This is a genomic window from Sulfitobacter sp. W074 (assembly GCF_025142275.1).
GTDB classification, from domain to species: domain Bacteria; phylum Pseudomonadota; class Alphaproteobacteria; order Rhodobacterales; family Rhodobacteraceae; genus Sulfitobacter; species Sulfitobacter profundi.
This window is the reverse complement of record NZ_CP081130.1, coordinates 668,885-687,392: the sequence shown is the minus strand read 5'-3', so window position 1 is coordinate 687,392 and position 18,508 is coordinate 668,885. Positions and strand designations below refer to the sequence as shown.

The following is an 18,508-nucleotide window of genomic DNA, read 5'->3' as shown; positions in this document are numbered from 1 at the left end:
GCAACCGTGCGCCCCTTTTTCGTTGCGGCCCGCGCCGGGGTTGCTAGGCTCGCCCTTCCCTCTTCGTGAAAGGCGCTTGCCATGATCACCGTGCACCACCTCAACCGCTCCCGCTCACAGCGCATCCTTTGGCTGCTGGAGGAGTTGGATCAGCCCTATGACGTCATCCGCTACCAGCGCGATGCCGAAACCAACCTCGCCCCGCCCGAGTTGAAACTGGTGCATCCTTTGGGCAAATCCCCGATGATTGAGATTGACGGCCAGTTGGTTGTCGAAAGCGCTGCCATCGTCGATCTGCTCTGCACCCGCTTCGCGCCCGAAATGATCCCTGAACGCGATACGCCCGCCTTCCTGCGCCATATGGAGCTGATGCATTTCGCCGAAGGCTCTGCCATGACGCCGATCCTGCTGAACCTCTATGTCTCGCGCTTGGGCGATGCCGCCGCGCCGCTGCACCCGCGTATCAGTTCAGAGTTGGACAACCACTACAGCTATATGAACAGCCTCGTGCGCCCCTCCGGGCACTTCGTACAAGATACGCTTTCGGCCGCCGACATCATGCTGAGCTTCCCCGCCGAGGTTGCCATGCGACAAGGCCGGGCTGCGGATTACCCCGCCCTCAAAGGCTTCATCGAGACGATCCAAAACCGCCCCGCTTACCAACGCGCGCTAGAAAAGGGCGAGCCACAAGACGACTAGCGCCCCACCGCCTGCCCGGCGCCAAGCCCATTGCGCGCGGGCAGCGCCCATGCCACCAATCGTGCATGAACCAGATGCTCACCAGCCTTGACGGCACCCCCGCCAGCCGCCTCGCCTTCGGCACGATGCAATTCGGCGGTCGCGCCGATGCAGCGGCCTCCCGCGCGATGTTCGACGCCTGTATCGAGGCGGGGATCACCCATTTCGACACGGCCCACGTCTATACCGACGGGGCGTCCGAGACGCTGCTGGGCCAGTTCGTGCAAGACCGCCGCGACAGCCTGATCGTGGCCACCAAAGCCGCCTATATCGGCGGCGCAGGGCGTGCCAATATCCTCGCCTCTGCCGAGACTTCGCGCCAGCGGATGCAGCTTGATACGCTCGACGTGCTCTACTTGCACCGCTTCGACCCAGACACACCGCTGACCGAAAGCTTCGCCGCGCTGGCCGAGTTGAAAGATCTGGGCCATATCCGTCAAATTGGCCTGTCCAACTTCGCCGCATGGCAGGTCGTCAAAGCGGCCCATATCGCCGCCGACTTCGGCCTAGAGATCGCCGTGATCCAACCGATGTACAACCTCGTCAAACGCCAAGCCGAGGTCGAGATCCTCCCCATGGCCCATGACCTCGACATTCTCGTCGCGCCCTACTCCCCCCTGGGCGGCGGGCTGCTGACCGGGAAATATGCCACCGGAGGCACAGGTCGCCTCAGCGAAGATGACCGTTATGCTGCCCGCTACGGACAAGAGGTGATGCACGGCGCCGCTGCCGGGCTGGCCGCCCTCGCCCGCGATCTCGGCACCCATCCGGCGACCCTCGCCGTGGCATGGGCGGCGGCACACCCCACGCGGCCAACCCCGATCATTTCCGCCCGCTCTTTGGCACAGCTTGAACCGTCACTAGCCGCGCTGAACTACCACATGACGCCGCAGACCTACGCCGCCATCGCCGCGCTCTCGCCCACACCGCCCCCGGCCACCGATCGGCTGGAAGAGCAATCATGAGCCGACTGCCCCCGAGTGCCAGCGTCGCCGAAAACGCAGGCGGCGACCGTCTTTTCGCCCCCGCCGCCGCACGCAATCTCGACGCGCTTTGCGATCTGCTGGCAACCCACGCTCCACAAAAAGGCCGCGCGCTGGAAATCGCCAGCGGCACCGGCCAGCATGTGGTCGGCTTTGCCAAACGCCTGCCGGGCCTCACATGGCTGCCCAGCGACATCGACACAGCCCGCCGCGCCAGCATCAACGCCCACGCGGCCGAGGCCACCCTGCCCAATATCGCCCCGGCCCTGCCACTCGACGCGACCAGCCCCGGCTGGGCAGCCGAGCATGGCCCCTTCGACCTGATCATGTTGGCCAACCTGCTGCACCTCATCCCAACCCCCGCCACTCGGAGCCTGATCACCGAAGCCGCCACAGCCCTCGCCCCCGGCGGCACACTAATCCTCTACGGCCCCTTCAAACGCGCCGGCCAAACCACCTCTCCCGGCGACACCCGTTTTGACGCCGAACTGCGCACCGCCGACCCCACGATCGGCTACAAAGACAACATCGACATGGCCCGCTGGCTTAGCGATGCGGGCCTTAGCCCGATCGACGAAGTGGACATGCCCGCCAATAACCTCGCATTCATCGCCAGAAAGCCCAGCCCATGATCCTCCGCCGCGCCCTGATCCTGTCGCTCCTTGCCCTCGCCGCCTGTGGCCGCTCCGGCAGCCCGCCCCCCGCCGATCCCGGCACGCTCTTTCCGGCCCGTTTCGGCGACAGCGACCCGGTGGATTTCAACGGCCGCACACCGCAATCTTTCCCCGTCCACGGGATTGACGTGGCCCGTTTTCAGAACAACATCGACTGGAACACCGCCCGCAGAAACGGTGTGAACTTCGCCTTCATCAAAGCCACCGAAGGCGGAGACCTGAAAGACATCAACTTCGACACCCACTGGCAAGGCGCAGGCCAAGCCGCCGTCAAACGCGGCGCCTACCATTTCTATTACTTCTGCACCTCACCCGAGGATCAGGCCCGCTGGTTCATCCGCAACGTCCCCCGCACCCCCGGCATGCTGCCCCCGGTGCTCGACATGGAATGGAACCCGTTTTCCCCCACCTGCGCCCACATCCGCCCGCCTGCATCCGAAGTCCGCGACCAAATGCGCCGCTGGCTCGCCGTGGTAGAGCGTCACTACGGCCAGCGCCCGGTCATCTACACAACGCCGAAATTCTACCGCGAAAATGGCCTATCTGGCTTTAACGGCTATGACTTCTGGCTGCGCACCACCGCCAAAACCCCCGCCGAGGCCTACCCCGGCCAAACTTGGCGCTTCTGGCAATACAGCGCCACCGGCATCGTCCCCGGCATTGGCGGTGACGTAGACCTCAACGCCTTCTCCGGCAGCAGCGCCCAATGGCAAAACTGGGTCGCCACCCGCGCCGCACGCTAAAGCCAAAGGGGGGAACGCATCCCCCCCCCTCCCTTCATCCTTTCTTAAATACCGCTGCGCCACCTTACCCCCGCGCGCGCCGCTTGCGGCCGCCCTCAATCCCGCGCGTAATGACGCGCCACGACAAACAGCCCGCCCACCAACAAAAGCGGCAGCAAGAATATCCGAAACACATGCACGCCCAGCACCGCCAACAGCGCGCCAATCAACTCATCCGCCCGGCTCCAGAGGTTGCTCGCAAGCTGCCGATACTCCGTCAGCCCCGGCTCTTCCTCACCCAAAGCCTCGCTGCCACCGACACGGGCGGTGATCTCCTCGATCACCTTCATATTGCGGTCATAGACTCCCTCGGTCAGCGTCCCGGCCAGCGGCTCCGACACCACCAAGGCCAGCGGCAGCGCAAACCCCAGAAACCCACCATACCAAGCCAAACGCCGGGGCAGCCCCCCATGCCCACGCTTGCTCAAGGCCCATATCCCAAGCGCGAGGCTCAGCAAGCCCAAGCCAATCGCACTCACCGGGCCAAGCGCCACCGCGATCACCCCGGTGGCCACCATCACGCCGAAAACCAACCCCGCGATCCGCTCAACCGTGTCGTCAATCGGTTCCAACACCTTCAAAGGTCGCGCCGACCCCGAAGCGATGAAGGATAGCCCAACCTCGATCTCTTGCGCTGTCGATAGAAAGGCATTCAACGTGCGCAGCGTGACATAGCTCGCCGCCGCCGTAGTCGCCACATCCGCGGCATAGCCCTGCGCCGCGCTGACAACCGGATTGTCCCGCAACAGCGCCGCCGTCAGCGCCAGTACACAGAAAAAAGCAAGCAACCCCCGCCGGATCAACCGTCCGCCCGGATGCGCTGGTTCTTCGGATCATAGGGACTGTCTTCGACCACCTCGGCCTCCCACAATTGATCAAGCATCTTTACCTTCAGCTTCGTGCCTACCACCGCGTCTTGCAGTTGCACATAGCCCATGCCGATGCTCTTGCCGAATGCAACCGAATAGCCACCCGAGGTCAGCCGCCCGGTGCGCCGCGCGCCATTGTAAAGCACCTCACGCCCCCAAGGGTCCGCATCCTCCGGCCCGTCGATCAGAACCGTCACGCATTTCACGCGAATGCCGTGATCGAGCATCGCCTGCTTCCCGTGAAACTCTTTATTCAGATCCACAAAGCGCGGCAAATCCGCCTCCAACGGCGTCGCATCCCGGCCCAACTCATTGCCAAAGGCGCGATAGCTCTTCTCTTGCCTCAGCCAGTTCTGCGCCCGCGCGCCAACCAGCTTCATGCCATGCGGCGCGCCCGCCTTTTCCAACTGATCAAACAAATGGTTCTGCATCTCAATCGGATGATGCAATTCCCAACCGAGCTCCCCGGTATAGGCCACCCGGATCGCTCGTACCGGCACCATCCCCAACTCAATGTTGCGCATGGTCAGCCAGGGGAACCGCTTGTTGCTCAGCACCGTGTCGGGCTCCGCATCGCGCACCAAATCCCGCAGCACATCACGCGACTTCGGCCCAGCAATCGCAAAAACTCCCCACTGCGTGGTCACGTCATGACATTCGACATAACCCACCTCGGGCATCTTGTCGGCAATCGCCTTGCGCAGGTAATCGCTGTCATAGGCGCTCCACGCGCCCGCCGAGACAAGGTAGTATTCGTCCTGCGCCAGCCGCACGATGGTATATTCCGTCCGCGTCGTCCCTGCCCCCGTCAGCGCATAGGTCAGGTTAATCCGCCCCACCGAGGGCAGCTTATTGCAGGTGAACCAATCCAAGAAAGCCGTTGCCCCCGGCCCGCGGACCAGATGTTTGGTAAAGGCCGTGGCGTCAATCAAGCCCACCCCTTCGCGGATGGATTTCGCCTCGTCCACCGCGTGCTGCCACCAGCCCCCGCGCCGAAAGGATCGGCTGTCATGATCATTAAACCCTTCGGGCGCAAAATAATTCGGCCGCTCCCAGCCATTCACCTGCCCAAACTGCGCCCCCCGCGCCGCCTGCCGGTCATAGGCCGGAGAGGTCCGCAAAGGCCGACACGCAGGACGCTCCTCATCCGGATGGTGCAGGATATAAACGTGGTCGTAAGCCTCTTCATTCTTCCGCGCGGCATATTCCGTGGTCACCCAATCGCCGTAGCGTTTCGGATCAAGGCTCGCCATGTCGATCTCGGCCTCGCCCTCAACCATCATCTGCGCCAAATAATACCCCGTGCCCCCCGCCGCCGTGATCCCAAACGAAAACCCTTCCGCCAACCACATGTTGCGCAAGCCCGGCGCAGGGCCGACCAGCGGATTACCATCCGGCGTATAACAAATTGGCCCGTTGAAATCGTCCTTCAACCCGCAATTCTCAGCCGAGGGGATACGGTGGTTCATCGCCATATACTGATCTTCGATCCGCTCCAAATCCAACTGAAACAGATCCGCCCGGAAACTATCCGGCACCCCATATTCAAACCGCGCCGGGGCGTTCTTCTCATAGACCCCAAGTATCCAGCCGCCCCGTTCCTCACGCACATAGCTCTGCGCATCGGCATCCCGGATCACCGGATGCTCGCCATGCCCCGCCGCACGGTAATCAACCAGCGCCGGATCGCGGTCCATGACAATGAACTGATGTTCCACGGGCATCGCGGGCATCTTGATCCCCAACATCCGCGCGGTGCGCTGCGCATGGTTGCCGCTCGCGGTAACCACATGCTCGGCGGTAATGACGATCTGCTCATCACTGGCGACAAGGTTGCCGCCCTTCTCCACCATCTTGGTGCAAGTCACTTCCCAATGGGTGCCATTCCACTCAAAGGCATCCGCCTGCCACTTGCGCTCAATCGCCACGCCCCGCTGGCGCGCACCCTTGGCCATCGCCATCGTCACATCGGCGGGGTTAATATACCCGTCCGTCTGGTGATAAAGCGCACCCTTCAAATCCGATGTCTCAATCAACGGCCACTTCGCCTTGATCTCATCCGGGGTGAGCCATTCATACGGCACGCCGCAGGTCTCCGCGGTCGAGGCATAGAGCATATACTCATCCATCCGCGCATCGGTCTGAGCCATCCGCAGATTGCCCACCACGGCAAAACCAGCATTCAACCCGGTCTCAGCCTCCAAGGTCTTATAAAACTCGACCGAGTACTGATGAATATGCGTCGTCGCAAAAGACATGTTGAACAACGGCAGCAACCCCGCCGCATGCCAGGTCGAGCCCGAGGTCAGCTCGTCCCGCTCCAACAGCATCACATCATCCCAACCCGCCTTCGCCAGATGATAGGCAATCGACGTGCCAACCGCGCCGCCCCCGACAACCAATGCTTTGACTTGCGTTTTCATCTGCCAATCCCTCTGCCCTAGGCTCACCCCGTTGTACGCAGCAGGGCAAGAGACCGCAGGCACCAGCCGACCCAACATGGCCAAAAACCGACCTTACCCCCTCACCATACGCGCCAATCCCGCGTCAGAGCACCGCCACCCCAACTTCATTCTTTTACAAATACCGTGCACCACATTTCCCGCCGCACAACATCAGGGCAGCCCCCCCCATCTCACCCCGGCAAGATCTTCCCCGGGTTCAAAATATTATCCGGATCCAGCGCCGCCTTGAGCGTCGCCATCACATCCACCGCAGCGCCCAATTCCTTGCCCAGATAGGCCCGCTTGCCCTGCCCGATCCCATGTTCGCCGGTGCATGTCCCATCCATAGAGATCGCCAATTCCGCCAACCAGCTGACGAACACCTCGCCCCGCGCCACCTCATCGGCGTCGTCCATGTCGATCAACAGCGAGGCATGGAAGTTCCCGTCGCCTGCGTGGCCCACGATGGGCGCGATCAGCTTCAACTCCTCCGCCCGCGCCTGTGCCGCGACCACGGCATCGGCCAACCGGGAGATCGGCACGCAGACATCCGTCGCCACGGCCTTGCACCCCGGTCGCAGCGCCAGAACGGCCCAATAGCCGTCATGCCGCGCCTGCCAGAGTTTGTTGCGCTCTTCTGGGGTTGTGGTCGCCGCATAGCCGGTGCCACCAAATTCTTCGGCCAGCATGCCAAAGGTCTCGGCCTGTTCGACAACCCCGGCGTCTGAGCCGTGGAATTCCAACAACAAAAGCGGCGTTTCGGGCAGGGTCAGCTTGGAATAGGCGTTCACGGCCTTCACCACATCGGCGTCCAAAAGCTCAATCCGGGCCACGGGCAGGCCGTATTGGATCACTGCCATAACGGTCTCACAGGCCGCCTGCACCGTCGGGAAAGAACAGCGCGCCGAGGAGATCGCCTCGGGAATGCCCTGCAAACGCAGCGTGATCTCCGTGATGATCCCCAGCGTCCCTTCCGAGCCCACCATCAACCGCGTCAAATCATAGCCCGCCGAAGATTTCCGCGCCCGGCCGCCGGTGCGGATCACCCGGCCATCGGCCATCACCACCTCAAGGCTCAGGACATTGTCTTTCATCGTGCCATAGCGCACCGCATTGGTGCCGCTGGCCCGCGTCGCGGTCATCCCCCCAAGCGAGGCATTGGCACCGGGATCAATCGGGAAAAACAGCCCCTGATCGCGCAAATGGGTGTTCAACGCCTCGCGGGTCACGCCGGGTTGCACCCGGCAATCCAGATCGCCCGCGTTCACCTCAAGCACCCGGTCCATCTGCATGACATCAATGCAAATCCCGCCCGCCGGCGCGTTCACATGTCCTTCGAGCGAGGTGCCCGTGCCGAAGGCAATCACCGGCACCCGATGCGCGGCACAAATACGCACCGCCTGCGCCACATCGTCGGCCGAGCGCGCCATGACCACCCCGTCGGGGGCCTGCGTCTCGATCCATGTGGTGGTGTGGCCATGCTGTTCGCGAATGGCTTGGCCGGTCAGCAGATTGGGCCCAAAGGCTTGTGCCAATTTATCTAACGCTGCGGCAATGCCCGCCTCATTGCGCTGCAGTTCTGCGATCTTCGTCAATTTTCATCTCCCAACAGCGTCTGTGCGCCGCTGGAATGCCTGCGGACGCAACTGCGAAAATACGTTCCTTCAATAGCCGCCAGTCCGCCGCTCCTGCGGGCTTACAGCATGGAGGGCACAACCTGATCTGGCGGCCGGTGGCCGTCATCGAAGGTTTTGATATTGATCAAGACCTTCTCGCCCATCTCGATCCGGCCTTCGAGTGTGGCCGACCCCATATGCGGCAGCAGCACGACGTTTTTCAACTCGCGCAGACGGGGATTAATCTCCCGCCCATGCTCATAAACATCCAGCCCCGCGCCTTTGATGTCACCCGCACGGAGCATCCGCGTCAGGGCGTTCTCGTCGATCACCTCCCCGCGGGAGGTGTTCACGATCACCGCGTCGGGCTTCATCAGCCCCAAACGGCGGGCGTTCATCAGATGAAAGGTACTGGGCGTATGGGGGCAGTTGATGCTGATCACGTCCATCCGGCTGACCATCTGATCAAGGCTGTCCCAATAGGTCGCCTCCAAGGCGCTTTCGACCTCTTCACGCAGGCGTTTGCGATTGTGGTAATGTACCTGCATCCCAAAGGCCCGCGCCCGGCGCGCCACGGCCTGACCGATCCGGCCCATGCCCAGAATGCCGAGACGACGCCCGCCGACCCGACCGCCCATCAAAGCTGTTGGCGCCCAGCCATCCCAATTGCCCGATTGCATCACCGCCATGCCCTCAGGCATGCGGCGGGTCACGGCCAAGATCAGCGCCATGGTCATATCAGCGGTATCGTCGGTCAGCACGCCGGGAGTGTTCGACACCAACACGCCGCGTTGGCGCGCGGTGCCCACGTCGATATGATCAACCCCCGCGCCATAGTTGGCGATCAGTTTCAGCCGCTCGCCCGCCTGCGTGATCAGCGGCGCGTCGATTTCATCCGTGATCGTCGGCACCAGCACATCCGCTTGGCGCATCGCCGCGCCCAATTCCTCGCGGGTCATGGGCTTGTCATCTTCGCGTAGGGTCACGTCAAACAGCTCTGACAGCCGTGTTTCCACCGCCTCTGGCAACCGTCGCGTCACTACAACACTCAACCGCTTCTTTGACATGCCTGCTCTCCCGGTCTTGGCGTCGCCTCGTTTCACAGGCATGGTGTCTCATGCAGCGACGAGGCACAAGAACTCGCGCCGGAAAAAGAGCAACAATAACCCGCAGATTTGCACAGCACCGACCCACAGCAGTGAACCGCATAGCAGGCAATTCCATGATAACCGCTTTCCTTCGCAGTGCCCTGATGGTGGGCGCGCTGCTTTTGGCGCAGGCGACCTCCGGCGTCGCACAAGAGGCGCGCGGACAGGTCACCAACCTGCCCCTCCCCCGTTTCGTTTCGATGAAAGCCTCAGAGGGCAACGTCCGCCGCGGCCCGTCGCTGTCGCACCGGATCGACTGGGTGTACAAACGCCGCGACCTGCCGCTCAGGATCACCGCCGAACATGGCCACTGGCGCCGGGTCGAAGACCGCGATGGCATGGGCGGCTGGGTGCATTACTCGCTTTTGTCGGGCACCCGCACTGTCTTGGTCGAACAAGACATGCTGCAGCTTCACGTCAACCCCGACCCAAAGGCCGCCGTGGTGGCGCGGTTGGAACTGGGCGTGGTGGCGCGCTTGGGCGAATGCACGCTTGAATGGTGCGAGTTGCGTTCGGGCGGCTTTACCGGCTGGGCCCCCAAAGTGCGGCTTTGGGGTGTTGGCCCCAAGGAGCTGCGCGAATAACACCGCCTTTCAGGCCAATTGCATGATCCCGGCGCTTGCGCCACTCTGCCGGCAAAATTCAAGCCGGAGAGAGCGCCATGCAAGCCATCACCTATGACCAATTCGGAGCCGCCGCAGATGTGCTGCGTCTGTCAGAGATCGACAGCCCCGCCCCGCAACCCGGCGAGGTCTGCGTGGCGCTGAGCCATTCGGGCGTGAACCCATCGGACGTAAAGGCCCGCGCGGGCACCCGCCCCGGCGTGACCAAACCACCCTTCCCGCAGGTCATTCCCCATAGCGATGGCGCGGGAGAGATCATCGCCGTGGGTGCGGGCGTCGATTCTGCCCGTGTGGGTCAAAAGGTCTGGGTCTGGAACGCCCAATGGCAACGCGCCTTTGGCACGGCGGCACAGCAGATCACCCTGCCCGCGCATCAGGCCGTGCCGTTGCCCAAAGGCGTCTCTTTTGAGACCGGCGCGCAGCTTGGCATTCCGGGGCTGACGGCCTGCCACGCCGTTTTCGGCGGCGGTGGCGTGGCCGGGGAGACGGTGCTGATCCAAGGCGGTGCCGGAACTGTGGGCTACCTTGCCGTGCAACTGGCGAAATGGGGCGGGGCCAAAGTGATTGCCACCTGCAGCCCGCGCGACAATGATCTGGTCCGCGAGGCTGGCGCCGATGCGGTGCTGAACTACGCCGATCCCGATCTCGCCCGTGCCGTTCTGGAGGCCAACGGCGGCAAGCCCGTCGACACAATCGTCGAGACAGAGTTCGGCCTGAACATCACCACCGACACCGAGGTCATCGCCCCCAATGGCCGCATCGCCGCCTATGGCTCGGCGGCGGAAATGTCGCCCACACTGCCCTTCTACCCGCTTCTGTTCAAAGCGGTGACCATCGACATCATCCTGATCTACCTCCTGCCCGCAGGCCCGCGCGAACAGGCGATCACCCGACTGCATCACGCGCTGGAAGACGGGGCCCTGCGCTGCCCCGTCGATACGGTTCTCCCGCTTTCCGAGGCCGCCCGCGCGCATGCCTTGGTCGAGGCCGGACAGCGCAGCGGGGCGGTGCTGCTCGATTGTCGGGGGTAGTGCGCTAATTGACCAGCCACCGCCCTCACCGAGGGGCGGTGGCCCTGCCCGTCGACGGAGACCCCCATGCGCCTGATCCCTGCCCTGCCCCGCCTGCTCTTGTGTCTATTTCTGCTTCTTGCCCTGCCGCTGGCCCCCGCCTCGGCGCAGGACAACGACCAGCCCGAAGGTACCATCGCCCTCGAAGGGGACGCCACGGCAGACGCCGCCATCGCCAACCGCATCCGCGCCATCCTGCGCGAGCTTGAGGGATTTGAGAAGGTCGGCGTCTCCGTGTCCTCGGGCATCGTCACCCTACGCGGCACCACGCTCGACACCGCCAGCGCCGGACGGCTGAGCGAACTGGCGGGCCGTGTCGAAGGGGTGGTGGCAATCCGCAACGAGGTCCGCGAAAGCACCGATGTGTCGGAACGGCTCAACCCTGCCGTGGACCGCTTCCGGGGCCGGATGGAACAGGCCGTGGCTTTCCTGCCGCTGGCCTTGGTGGCACTTGGGGTCTTTGCCCTGATCGTCGTGGCCGGACTGGCGCTGGCGCGGCTGCGCAACCCGTGGGAGCGGCTGGCCCCCAACGCCTTTATCGCTGACATTTACCGCCAGATCATCCGGCTGGCCTTTATCATCGCGGCGCTGGTCGTGGCGCTTGATATCCTCGGGGCGACGGCGCTGCTGTCGGGCATCCTTGGCGCGGCGGGGATCGTCGGCCTCGCAATCGGTTTCGCGGTGCGCGACACGGTCGAGAATTTCATCGCCTCCATCATGCTGTCGATCCGCCAGCCGTTCCGCCCCAATGACACGGTCGAGATTGACGGTGACACCGGCAAGGTGATCCGCCTGACCAGCCGCGCCACGATCTTGCTCAGCTATGACGGCAACCATCTGCGCATTCCCAATGCCACCGTCTTTAAAAGTCGGATCACCAACTATTCGCGCAACGCCGAGCGGCGGTTCACCTTTACCCTTTCGGTGGCCAGCGACGCCGATCTGGCCCGCGCCCGAGACTTGGCGCTGGAGGTGTTGAATGGGCTTCCCTTTGTCCTGCCCAGCCCCGAAGCCGCCGCTTGGGTGGAGGAGGTCGCCGATCACTGGATCAACATGCAATTCGCCGGTTGGATCAATCAAGAGACCACCGATCTGGTCGCTGCGCGCAGCGAAGCGATTCGACTGACGCTGGCCGCCTTTGACGCGGCGGGCCTCACCGCACAGCCTCCCGCTTATCGGCTGATCACCCAAAGCGAATCGTCCCCAACCGCGCAACACGATTCGCCCCAAACGCCGAGCGCGCCTGCGAATCCCGCCGCCGCACAGCCAGTTGCCCCCCAAACCGAGCGTGAGCTGACCCGCATCGTCGCGCAGGAACGCGCCGAATTGCCCAGCAAAGACCTGCTCTCCGTTGATGCCGCCGAAGAATAGGCTAATTTATCAAAAACGGGTCTTGCACCCCGGGCCAGAGAACTCTAATTAGCGCCCTGTGTTGGGATGTAGCCAAGTGGTAAGGCAACTGTTTTTGGTACAGTGTACCGTAGGTTCGAATCCTACCATCCCAGCCAACACACTCCCCCGATAGCCATCACCGACTACCGCACAGCGCCCCTACGACATCACGTCGCAGACCAAAGCGCCCTATAGCGTTGCGGTGTCAGCCGCGGTATCAGCGCGCATGTCCGCCGTTTCGCGCATATCCTCGCTTCGGGTAAGCCTGACCCTCTTGCTGGTGCTGGCCCTTGCCAGCTTGCCCTTCGCACATCGTGCGACCGCGCAGGTACAGCAAGACCCGGCCTTCATCGCCTTTATCCAAGCGGGCGGCACGCTGAGCGATCTTTGCGACGGCCCGCTCGAGGGGCAGAACCATGCGGCCTTGGATTGCGAAGCCTGCCGGATCGTCAATGCGTTGATCTTGCCGACCCCGACAGATGTCTTGCTGCTGGGCGGGAGGCTGCGTTTTGCCAAACCGCGCGCGGCCCGTGCCCTCGGCGCACCGCGCAGCCCTGCGGGGGCGCCCCCGCCCGTCCGGGGGCCGCCATTCGTCTGAGCCATCGCTTCTTTCGCAATACTCAGACAATGGACCACGACAATGAAAACTTTCTATACCGCAGCCTTGGCTGCCCTACTTGCCCTGCCCGCCGCCGCGCATGAGTACACCGCCGGTGCTTTGACCGTCGATCATCCGGTGGCCTTTGAAACCCCGAAAACCGCCCGCGTCGGCGGCGGCTATCTGACGATCACCAATGGCGGAGACAGCGCAGACCGCCTCGTCAGCATCAGCGCCGAGGGCTTCGACGAAGTCTCCCTCCATCAGACGACCACCGATGATATGGGCGTCGCGCGCATGTCGCATATCGACGGCCTCGATCTGCCCGCGGGTGAGACGGTGACGCTCAAGCCCGGTGGGCTGCATATCATGTTCATGGGCCTCGACGGTGACCCTTTCGAGGAAGGCGAGAAAATCCCCGCCACCCTGACCTTTGAAAAGGCCGGGATCTTGGAGGTGATATTCAACGTCGAAAGCCGCCGCGGGCATGACGCGGGCGGCAGGGATCACGGCGCGCACGCGCAAAAACACTAACCCCAAGCCAGTCGCAGGATGCGCCGCAAAGCGTTGACCGGCCCGCTTCGACACCTCTGCCTTTGGGCGGTGGTGGTGTTGTTTGGGGCGTTCTCGGCGCTTGCGCCCGGAACCATGCCAGAGCGCCAGCAAGGCGCGCTGACCATGGTGCTGTGCACAGGTCACGGGGTGGAGACGGTGACCGTCGGGCCGGATGGCCGAAGGCACGCCTGCCACGCTCGACACGATTGATGCGCTGGCGCGGCAGATCGGGTTTGACGCACGCTACCAGATGAACCTGCCGCAGGGCAAAGAGGGTGTCTGGACCCTAAGCCGGGATACGATGAACACCGATGCGACCGACCCCACCAGCGACCGCACGGTGCATATCGACCGGCACACGGGCAAGGTCCTCGCCGATGTGCGCTACGCGGATTATTCGCTGGCGGGCAAGGCGATGGCCGTGGGCATCGCGCTGCATATGGGCACCTTGGGCTGGCCGAGTGTCATGGCCAATACGCTCTTTTGCCTGTCGGTGATCTTTCTTTGCGTCTCTGGCGTGGTGATGTGGTGGAAACGCCGCCCGACAAACCCGGCGGGCTGGCTCGCGGCCCCGCCTCCGCCGCGCAATATGACGCTTTGGAAAGGCGCGGTTGTGGTCGGTCTGGCCGTGGCGCTGGCCTTTCCAATGGCGGGGATCACCCTGCTGGTCGTCGGGCTGCTGGATTGGTTGTTGCTGCGCCGTGTGCCAGTGCTGAAACGCATGGTGTCCTGAAATGCCGCCCGCCCCTTCGCGGGGGCGGGCACCGCTTGGCCCTTAGGCCGTGTGCTGTTTGATCAGTTCTTTATAAAGCGCCTGAATGCGTTTGGTGACGGGCCGTTCTCCGCTGCCGATGGCCTTGCCGTCAATCTCTGCCACCGGGGTCTGCGCGCCAAAGGTGCCAGTGAGAAAGGCTTCATCTGCGCCATAAGCTTCGTAGAGCGAGAAGTTCTTCTCCCGCATCGGAATGCCGTTTTCATGGCACAGGTCGATCACCTTTTGCCGCGTCACCCCGTTCATGCAATAGTCCCCGGTCGAGGTCCAAACCTCCCCCCGCCGCACGATGAAAAAGTTGCAAGCGTTGGTGGTGTTCACAAAACCATGTGGGTCGAGCATCAGCGCCTCATCCGCGCCCGCTTCCTCGGCCTGAAGGCAGGCGATGATGCAGTTCAGCTTGGAATGACTGTTAAGCTTGGGGTCTTGGCTATGTGGCAGCCCGCGCACCTGCGGGACGCTCGCCAAACGAATGCCCGCAGATTGCAGGCGATCCACGGGTTTGGAATGCTCCATGATGATCACCAGCGTCGGCCCGGTGGTGCTGAGCGAGGGGTGCTGGAAGGGTTTATCCTTGATCCCCCGCGTGAGCATTAGGCGGCAGTGCACGTCACTGTGCATGTCGTTCGCCTCTGCCGTGCGGCGCAGCGCCTCGGCGATGCCGTCTTTGTCCAGGCCCACGTCGAGCGAGATTGCTTTGCAGGAATTAAAGAAGCGGTCCATATGCTCGTCGAAGAACGCCCATGTCCCGTTATAGAGGCGCATGCCTTCCCAGATGCCGTCGCCCAGCATGAAGCCCGCGTCATAGACCGAGACCTTGGCCTCGTCGCGGTGCACGATGTCGCCGTTGACGTAGATCTTGATGTCCTGGTTGCGGGCGTCTTCGTCGGCGGCGTGGGTGGTGGTGTGTTCGGTCATGGGAGGGGTCCGTTTGTGAGGGCGGTTGGCGCTATTGATAAGCAAATGGATCGATGTTGCCACCCCGGTCCCGGAATCAAGCCGCAGGCGCCGGGCTCTCAACGTTTTGACTACCACCCGGGCCCGGGACAAGCCGTAGGCGCCGGGCCATCGCCTGCCCGCCCGTCACGCCGGAGGCGTGCCAGCCTATATGAGCGCACCTTTGGTGCGACCGGGTAGGCGATTTGGTGAGGCTGGGTGTGCCCTCGCGGACCGCACATCAAAGCCGAGAAATAAAGTGGCACCAATTTACGTCAGATCGCCAACCCGCGGTCAGGCGCTGGCCCTCAGACCCGCCAGCTCAGCACGCGCCGTTCCACGAAGGCAACAGCCGCAGACACCGCCACGCCCAGCAGCGACAGGATCACCACACCCGCAAACAGACGCTCCAAATCATACAGGCTCCCCGCCTGCAAAATATACGCCCCGATCCCATATTCCGCGCCCAGCATCTCGGCAGCCACCAACAAAATAATCGCGATGGTCAGCGAAATCCGCAGCCCCGAGAGGATCCCCGGCATCGCGCCGGGCACCACGATTTTCGAGACAATCGACCACCAACCAAGGCCGAAACTCTGCCCCATGCGGATCAACACCCGGTCCACATTGTCGACCGCCGCATAGGTGGCGACCACCGTGGGCGTGAAGGTGCCAAAGGCGATGAGCGCGTATTTACTCGCCTCATCAATGCCGAACCAAATGACAAACAGCGGCAACAGCGCGATCTTGGGAATGGGGAAAATCGCCGCCACCAGCGGCACCAGACCCGCGCGGGCCAAAGAAAACAGCCCGATCAAAACGCCAACACCGATCCCGACCGACGCGCCGATCAGCGCGCCCACCGCCAGACGGGTCAGCGAGGGCACGAGGTGTTTGAACAACATCCCCGACTGGTAAAGCTCTTGAAACGTTAGCAACACATCGCTGGGCCGAGGCAACGTCAGGGCCGAGATAAAGCCGCTGCGCGTGCCCCATTCCGCCAGCAGGATCAGCACCACGAAAACCGCAAGCCCAACGCCGCGCCGCGTGCCGGGCTGGAAGCCACCGCCGCGAAAGGTTACTTCGCGGGCATTCACATCCGTCATTTCAGCCATCGATCAACTCCGCATCCGCCGCCGCGGCCTCATCGCGCATCAGCCCCCATAGGTGCTGTTGCTGCGCCTCCAACGCCGGGTCGCCATGGCGCCGCTCGGCCAGCGGCATGTCTAGGTTCACCACCTCGCGCAATTCACCCGGACGGCGCGAGAGCACGACGATCTTATGCCCCAACCGCACCGCTTCAGCGAGGTTGTGGGTCACATAGACCGCCGTGAACGGCTGCCGCGTCCAGAGCGCCACAAGGTCGTCCATCAAAAGCTCGCGGGTCTGGCTGTCGAGCGCGCTCAGCGGCTCGTCCATCAGCATCACCGCCGGGTTCACCGCCAGCGCACGGGCAATCGCCACGCGCTGCTTCATGCCGCCCGAAAGCTGTTTGGGCAGCGCATCGGCGAAATCGGTCAATTTGGTCCGCGCCAGCACATCGGCGATGATCGCCTCGCGCTGCGCCTTGCCCAGCCCGTGATCCTCAAGCACCAGCGCCACATTGCCCCGCACCGTGCGCCACGGCAGCAGCGCGAAATCTTGGAAAATATAAGTGAGCGGGTTCAGACAGCCCTCAGGCGCATCGCCCATTTGCAGCACGCGGCCTTCGCTGGGCCGCTCCAACCCGCCGAGCATGCGCAGCAGGGTGGATTTGCCGCAGCCGGAGGGGCCGACGATGCAAACGATCTGGCCAGACGGAATATCGAGCGTGATGTCACGCAGCACTTGGGTATCGCCATAATAATGGCTGACGGAGGAAAGCTTGAGGTCCATGCCGCCCTTTTTCAGCAAAAACGCCGCGCGTGCAATGTGCGATCCGCGTCCCGGCGCAACCGCCCTGCGCCGGTGGCGCGCTTAGGGCTGCTCACCCTCTTTGCGGCTCAGGCCGTCCACCGCGATCCCGGCGGTAAAACCATGCACCAAGGTCGACACGAGGATCGCAAAACCCACCATCGCCCAAAGCGGCTCTTCGTCCAGAAACTCGACCTTCCCCGCCGCATAGGCAAGGTAGTAGATCGACCCGATCCCCCGGATCCCATAAAGCGCCACAACCCAGCGGGGGCGCGTCTCGAGCGGCGTTCCCAAAAGGGATAGCCACCCCGCCAAGGGGCGCACGACAAAGATCAGCGCCAGCACGATCACCGCGCCCGACAGGGTCAGATCGCTCAGCAAGGCGGGCAACACCGCGCCAATCGCCACCAGCAAAAGCGCCGTCAGCGCGTGCTCAACGGCGGCGGTGAAATCATGCAAACGACGGTGGAATTCGTGGTCCGCCTCAACCCGCCGGATCACCAGACCGGCCACCGCCACGGCGATGAAACCATAGCCTTCGGCAAGCTCCGTCGTGCCATAGCACAAGAGCACCCCCGCCAAGGCCACCACGCCCGAAGATGTCTCGGCCAGAACCGCCTTGCGCGGCACGGCGAACAACACCTGCCCCAAGGCCCAACCGCCCGCCGCGCCCATCACGGTGCCGACAGAGATGCGCCAAAAGACGTCTCGCGCCAGCCACTCCACGCCCCAAGTCGCCGGGGCCAAGCCTTCGGCCGCGACCAGAATACCAAGGTAGACGAAGGGAAAGGCCAAACCATCGTTCAGCGCCGCCTCTGTGGTCAGGGCAAAACGCACCGGATGTTCGCCCCCTTCCTGCGGCGGGCCGACCTGCACGTCAGCGGCCAAAACTGGATCGGTGGGTGCCATCACCGCGCCCAGCAAAATCGCCCCGGCTGCAGTCATCCCGGCAAAGGCCCAGCCCATCACCGCGACCGACAGGATCGTCAGCGGCATGGTCAGCGCCAACAACCGCGCCGTTGGCCCCCAGCGGGACCAATCAGAAAGCCTGTCGATCCGCAGCCCCGTCGCGAAGAGCGCGACGATCACGCAAAGCTCCGACACGATTTCCCATGGAAAGGGGGTGGCGCGCGGGTCGGGGAAACTCGGCATGCCGGGAACAAGGGCGAAAACCCCCATCCCCAAAAGGATCAACAGCCCCGAGGCGGCAGGCTCTCGCCGACTGAAAAAGCGGGGCAGCCAATGGGCAAGGATCACCACGGCGCCGACGGCCCCCAAGGCGAAATGATAGCCGTTCAGGGCGAAAAAACTGCCGTCGCTCACTGCACATTCCCGTTTTATGGTCAGGGGCTTGGCCCCGCATCAGCACCAAAGGTATCTTGGCGCCTCTGCATTGCCAGTGATGCCTGCCGGAA

17 protein-coding genes, 1 tRNA gene and 1 pseudogene are annotated in these 18,508 nt (G+C 63.4%); 11 read left to right on the top strand and 8 right to left on the bottom strand.

Annotated features, from left to right (window positions below):
- Nucleotides 1–81: 81 nt before the first annotated feature.
- The 4 genes from K3762_RS03385 (at nucleotide 82) to K3762_RS03370 (ending at nucleotide 3,138) form a co-directional block, all read left to right on the top strand.
- On the top strand, nucleotides 82–699 hold the full coding sequence (locus K3762_RS03385; RefSeq protein WP_132444601.1) for a glutathione S-transferase family protein: 618 nt from the start codon (nucleotides 82–84) through the stop codon (nucleotides 697–699).
- 65 nt (nucleotides 700–764) lie between these two features.
- Nucleotides 765–1,703, top strand: coding sequence for an aldo/keto reductase (locus K3762_RS03380; RefSeq protein WP_132444603.1), 939 nt, complete (start codon nucleotides 765–767; stop codon nucleotides 1,701–1,703).
- Entirely contained in the window at nucleotides 1,700–2,353 is a 654-nt protein-coding gene (locus K3762_RS03375; protein WP_206054300.1) for a DUF938 domain-containing protein, read from the top strand. The genes K3762_RS03380 and K3762_RS03375 overlap by 4 nt, the downstream gene beginning before the upstream one ends.
- A complete protein-coding gene (locus K3762_RS03370; RefSeq protein WP_132444607.1) occupies nucleotides 2,350–3,138 on the top strand; it encodes a GH25 family lysozyme in 789 nt (262 codons plus the stop codon). Before K3762_RS03375 ends, K3762_RS03370 begins: the two co-directional genes overlap by 4 nt.
- Nucleotides 3,139–3,233: 95 nt before the next feature.
- On the opposite strand, the gene K3762_RS03365 is transcribed toward K3762_RS03370, so the two are convergent.
- The 4 genes from K3762_RS03365 to K3762_RS03350 form a co-directional block, all read right to left on the bottom strand.
- A complete protein-coding gene (locus K3762_RS03365; protein WP_132444609.1) occupies nucleotides 3,234–3,965 on the bottom strand; it encodes a hypothetical protein in 732 nt (243 codons plus the stop codon).
- A gap of 11 nt (nucleotides 3,966–3,976) precedes the next feature.
- Complete coding sequence (locus K3762_RS03360; protein ID WP_132444611.1) at nucleotides 3,977–6,469, bottom strand: FAD-dependent oxidoreductase; 2,493 nt, start codon at nucleotides 6,467–6,469, stop codon at nucleotides 3,977–3,979.
- Between the two features lie 212 nt (nucleotides 6,470–6,681).
- Nucleotides 6,682–8,085, bottom strand: coding sequence for an FAD-binding oxidoreductase (locus tag K3762_RS03355; protein WP_132444613.1), 1,404 nt, complete (start codon nucleotides 8,083–8,085; stop codon nucleotides 6,682–6,684).
- Nucleotides 8,086–8,186: 101 nt separating this feature from the next.
- Nucleotides 8,187–9,173, bottom strand: a complete 987-nt coding sequence (locus tag K3762_RS03350) for a D-glycerate dehydrogenase (protein ID WP_132444615.1) — start codon at nucleotides 9,171–9,173, stop codon at nucleotides 8,187–8,189.
- Between the two features lie 155 nt (nucleotides 9,174–9,328).
- Here K3762_RS03350 and K3762_RS03345 point away from each other — a divergent pair, with 155 nt between their 5' ends.
- From K3762_RS03345 to K3762_RS03315, 7 genes and pseudogenes are all read left to right on the top strand, one after another.
- Nucleotides 9,329–9,838, top strand: coding sequence for an SH3 domain-containing protein (locus K3762_RS03345; protein ID WP_120350271.1), 510 nt, complete (start codon nucleotides 9,329–9,331; stop codon nucleotides 9,836–9,838).
- A 77-nt stretch (nucleotides 9,839–9,915) separates the two neighbouring features.
- Nucleotides 9,916–10,908 carry an NADPH:quinone reductase gene (locus tag K3762_RS03340; protein ID WP_132444617.1) on the top strand — a complete coding sequence of 331 codons (993 nt, stop codon included), beginning with the start codon at nucleotides 9,916–9,918 and terminating at the stop codon, nucleotides 10,906–10,908.
- Between the two features lie 66 nt (nucleotides 10,909–10,974).
- Nucleotides 10,975–12,318, top strand: coding sequence for a mechanosensitive ion channel family protein (locus tag K3762_RS03335; protein ID WP_260011485.1), 1,344 nt, complete (start codon nucleotides 10,975–10,977; stop codon nucleotides 12,316–12,318).
- 62 nt (nucleotides 12,319–12,380) lie between these two features.
- Nucleotides 12,381–12,455, top strand: a tRNA-Gln gene (locus K3762_RS03330).
- Nucleotides 12,456–12,565: 110 nt separating this feature from the next.
- Nucleotides 12,566–12,937 (top strand): hypothetical protein, encoded by a 372-nt coding sequence (locus tag K3762_RS03325; RefSeq protein WP_260011482.1) that lies wholly within the window; start codon nucleotides 12,566–12,568, stop codon nucleotides 12,935–12,937.
- Between the two features lie 42 nt (nucleotides 12,938–12,979).
- Nucleotides 12,980–13,471 carry a copper chaperone PCu(A)C gene (locus K3762_RS03320; RefSeq protein WP_260011479.1) on the top strand — a complete coding sequence of 164 codons (492 nt, stop codon included), beginning with the start codon at nucleotides 12,980–12,982 and terminating at the stop codon, nucleotides 13,469–13,471.
- A gap of 214 nt (nucleotides 13,472–13,685) precedes the next feature.
- Nucleotides 13,686–14,225: pseudogene (locus tag K3762_RS03315) on the top strand (PepSY domain-containing protein); the annotation flags it as partial.
- A 42-nt stretch (nucleotides 14,226–14,267) separates the two neighbouring features.
- On the opposite strand, the gene K3762_RS03310 reads toward K3762_RS03315, so the two are convergent.
- The 4 genes from K3762_RS03310 to K3762_RS03295 form a co-directional block, all read right to left on the bottom strand.
- Nucleotides 14,268–15,182, bottom strand: coding sequence for a D-amino acid aminotransferase (locus tag K3762_RS03310; protein WP_260011476.1), 915 nt, complete (start codon nucleotides 15,180–15,182; stop codon nucleotides 14,268–14,270).
- Between the two features lie 326 nt (nucleotides 15,183–15,508).
- A complete protein-coding gene (locus tag K3762_RS03305; protein WP_260011473.1) occupies nucleotides 15,509–16,315 on the bottom strand; it encodes an ABC transporter permease in 807 nt (268 codons plus the stop codon).
- On the bottom strand, nucleotides 16,308–17,075 hold the full coding sequence (locus K3762_RS03300; RefSeq protein ID WP_067629970.1) for an ABC transporter ATP-binding protein: 768 nt from the start codon (nucleotides 17,073–17,075) through the stop codon (nucleotides 16,308–16,310). Before K3762_RS03300 ends, K3762_RS03305 begins: the two co-directional genes overlap by 8 nt.
- Before the next feature lie 81 nt (nucleotides 17,076–17,156).
- Nucleotides 17,157–18,416: a sodium:proton antiporter gene (locus K3762_RS03295; protein ID WP_260011468.1), complete on the bottom strand. Its 1,260-nt coding sequence runs from the start codon at nucleotides 18,414–18,416 to the stop codon at nucleotides 17,157–17,159.
- Between the last annotated feature and the right edge of the window lie 92 nt (nucleotides 18,417–18,508).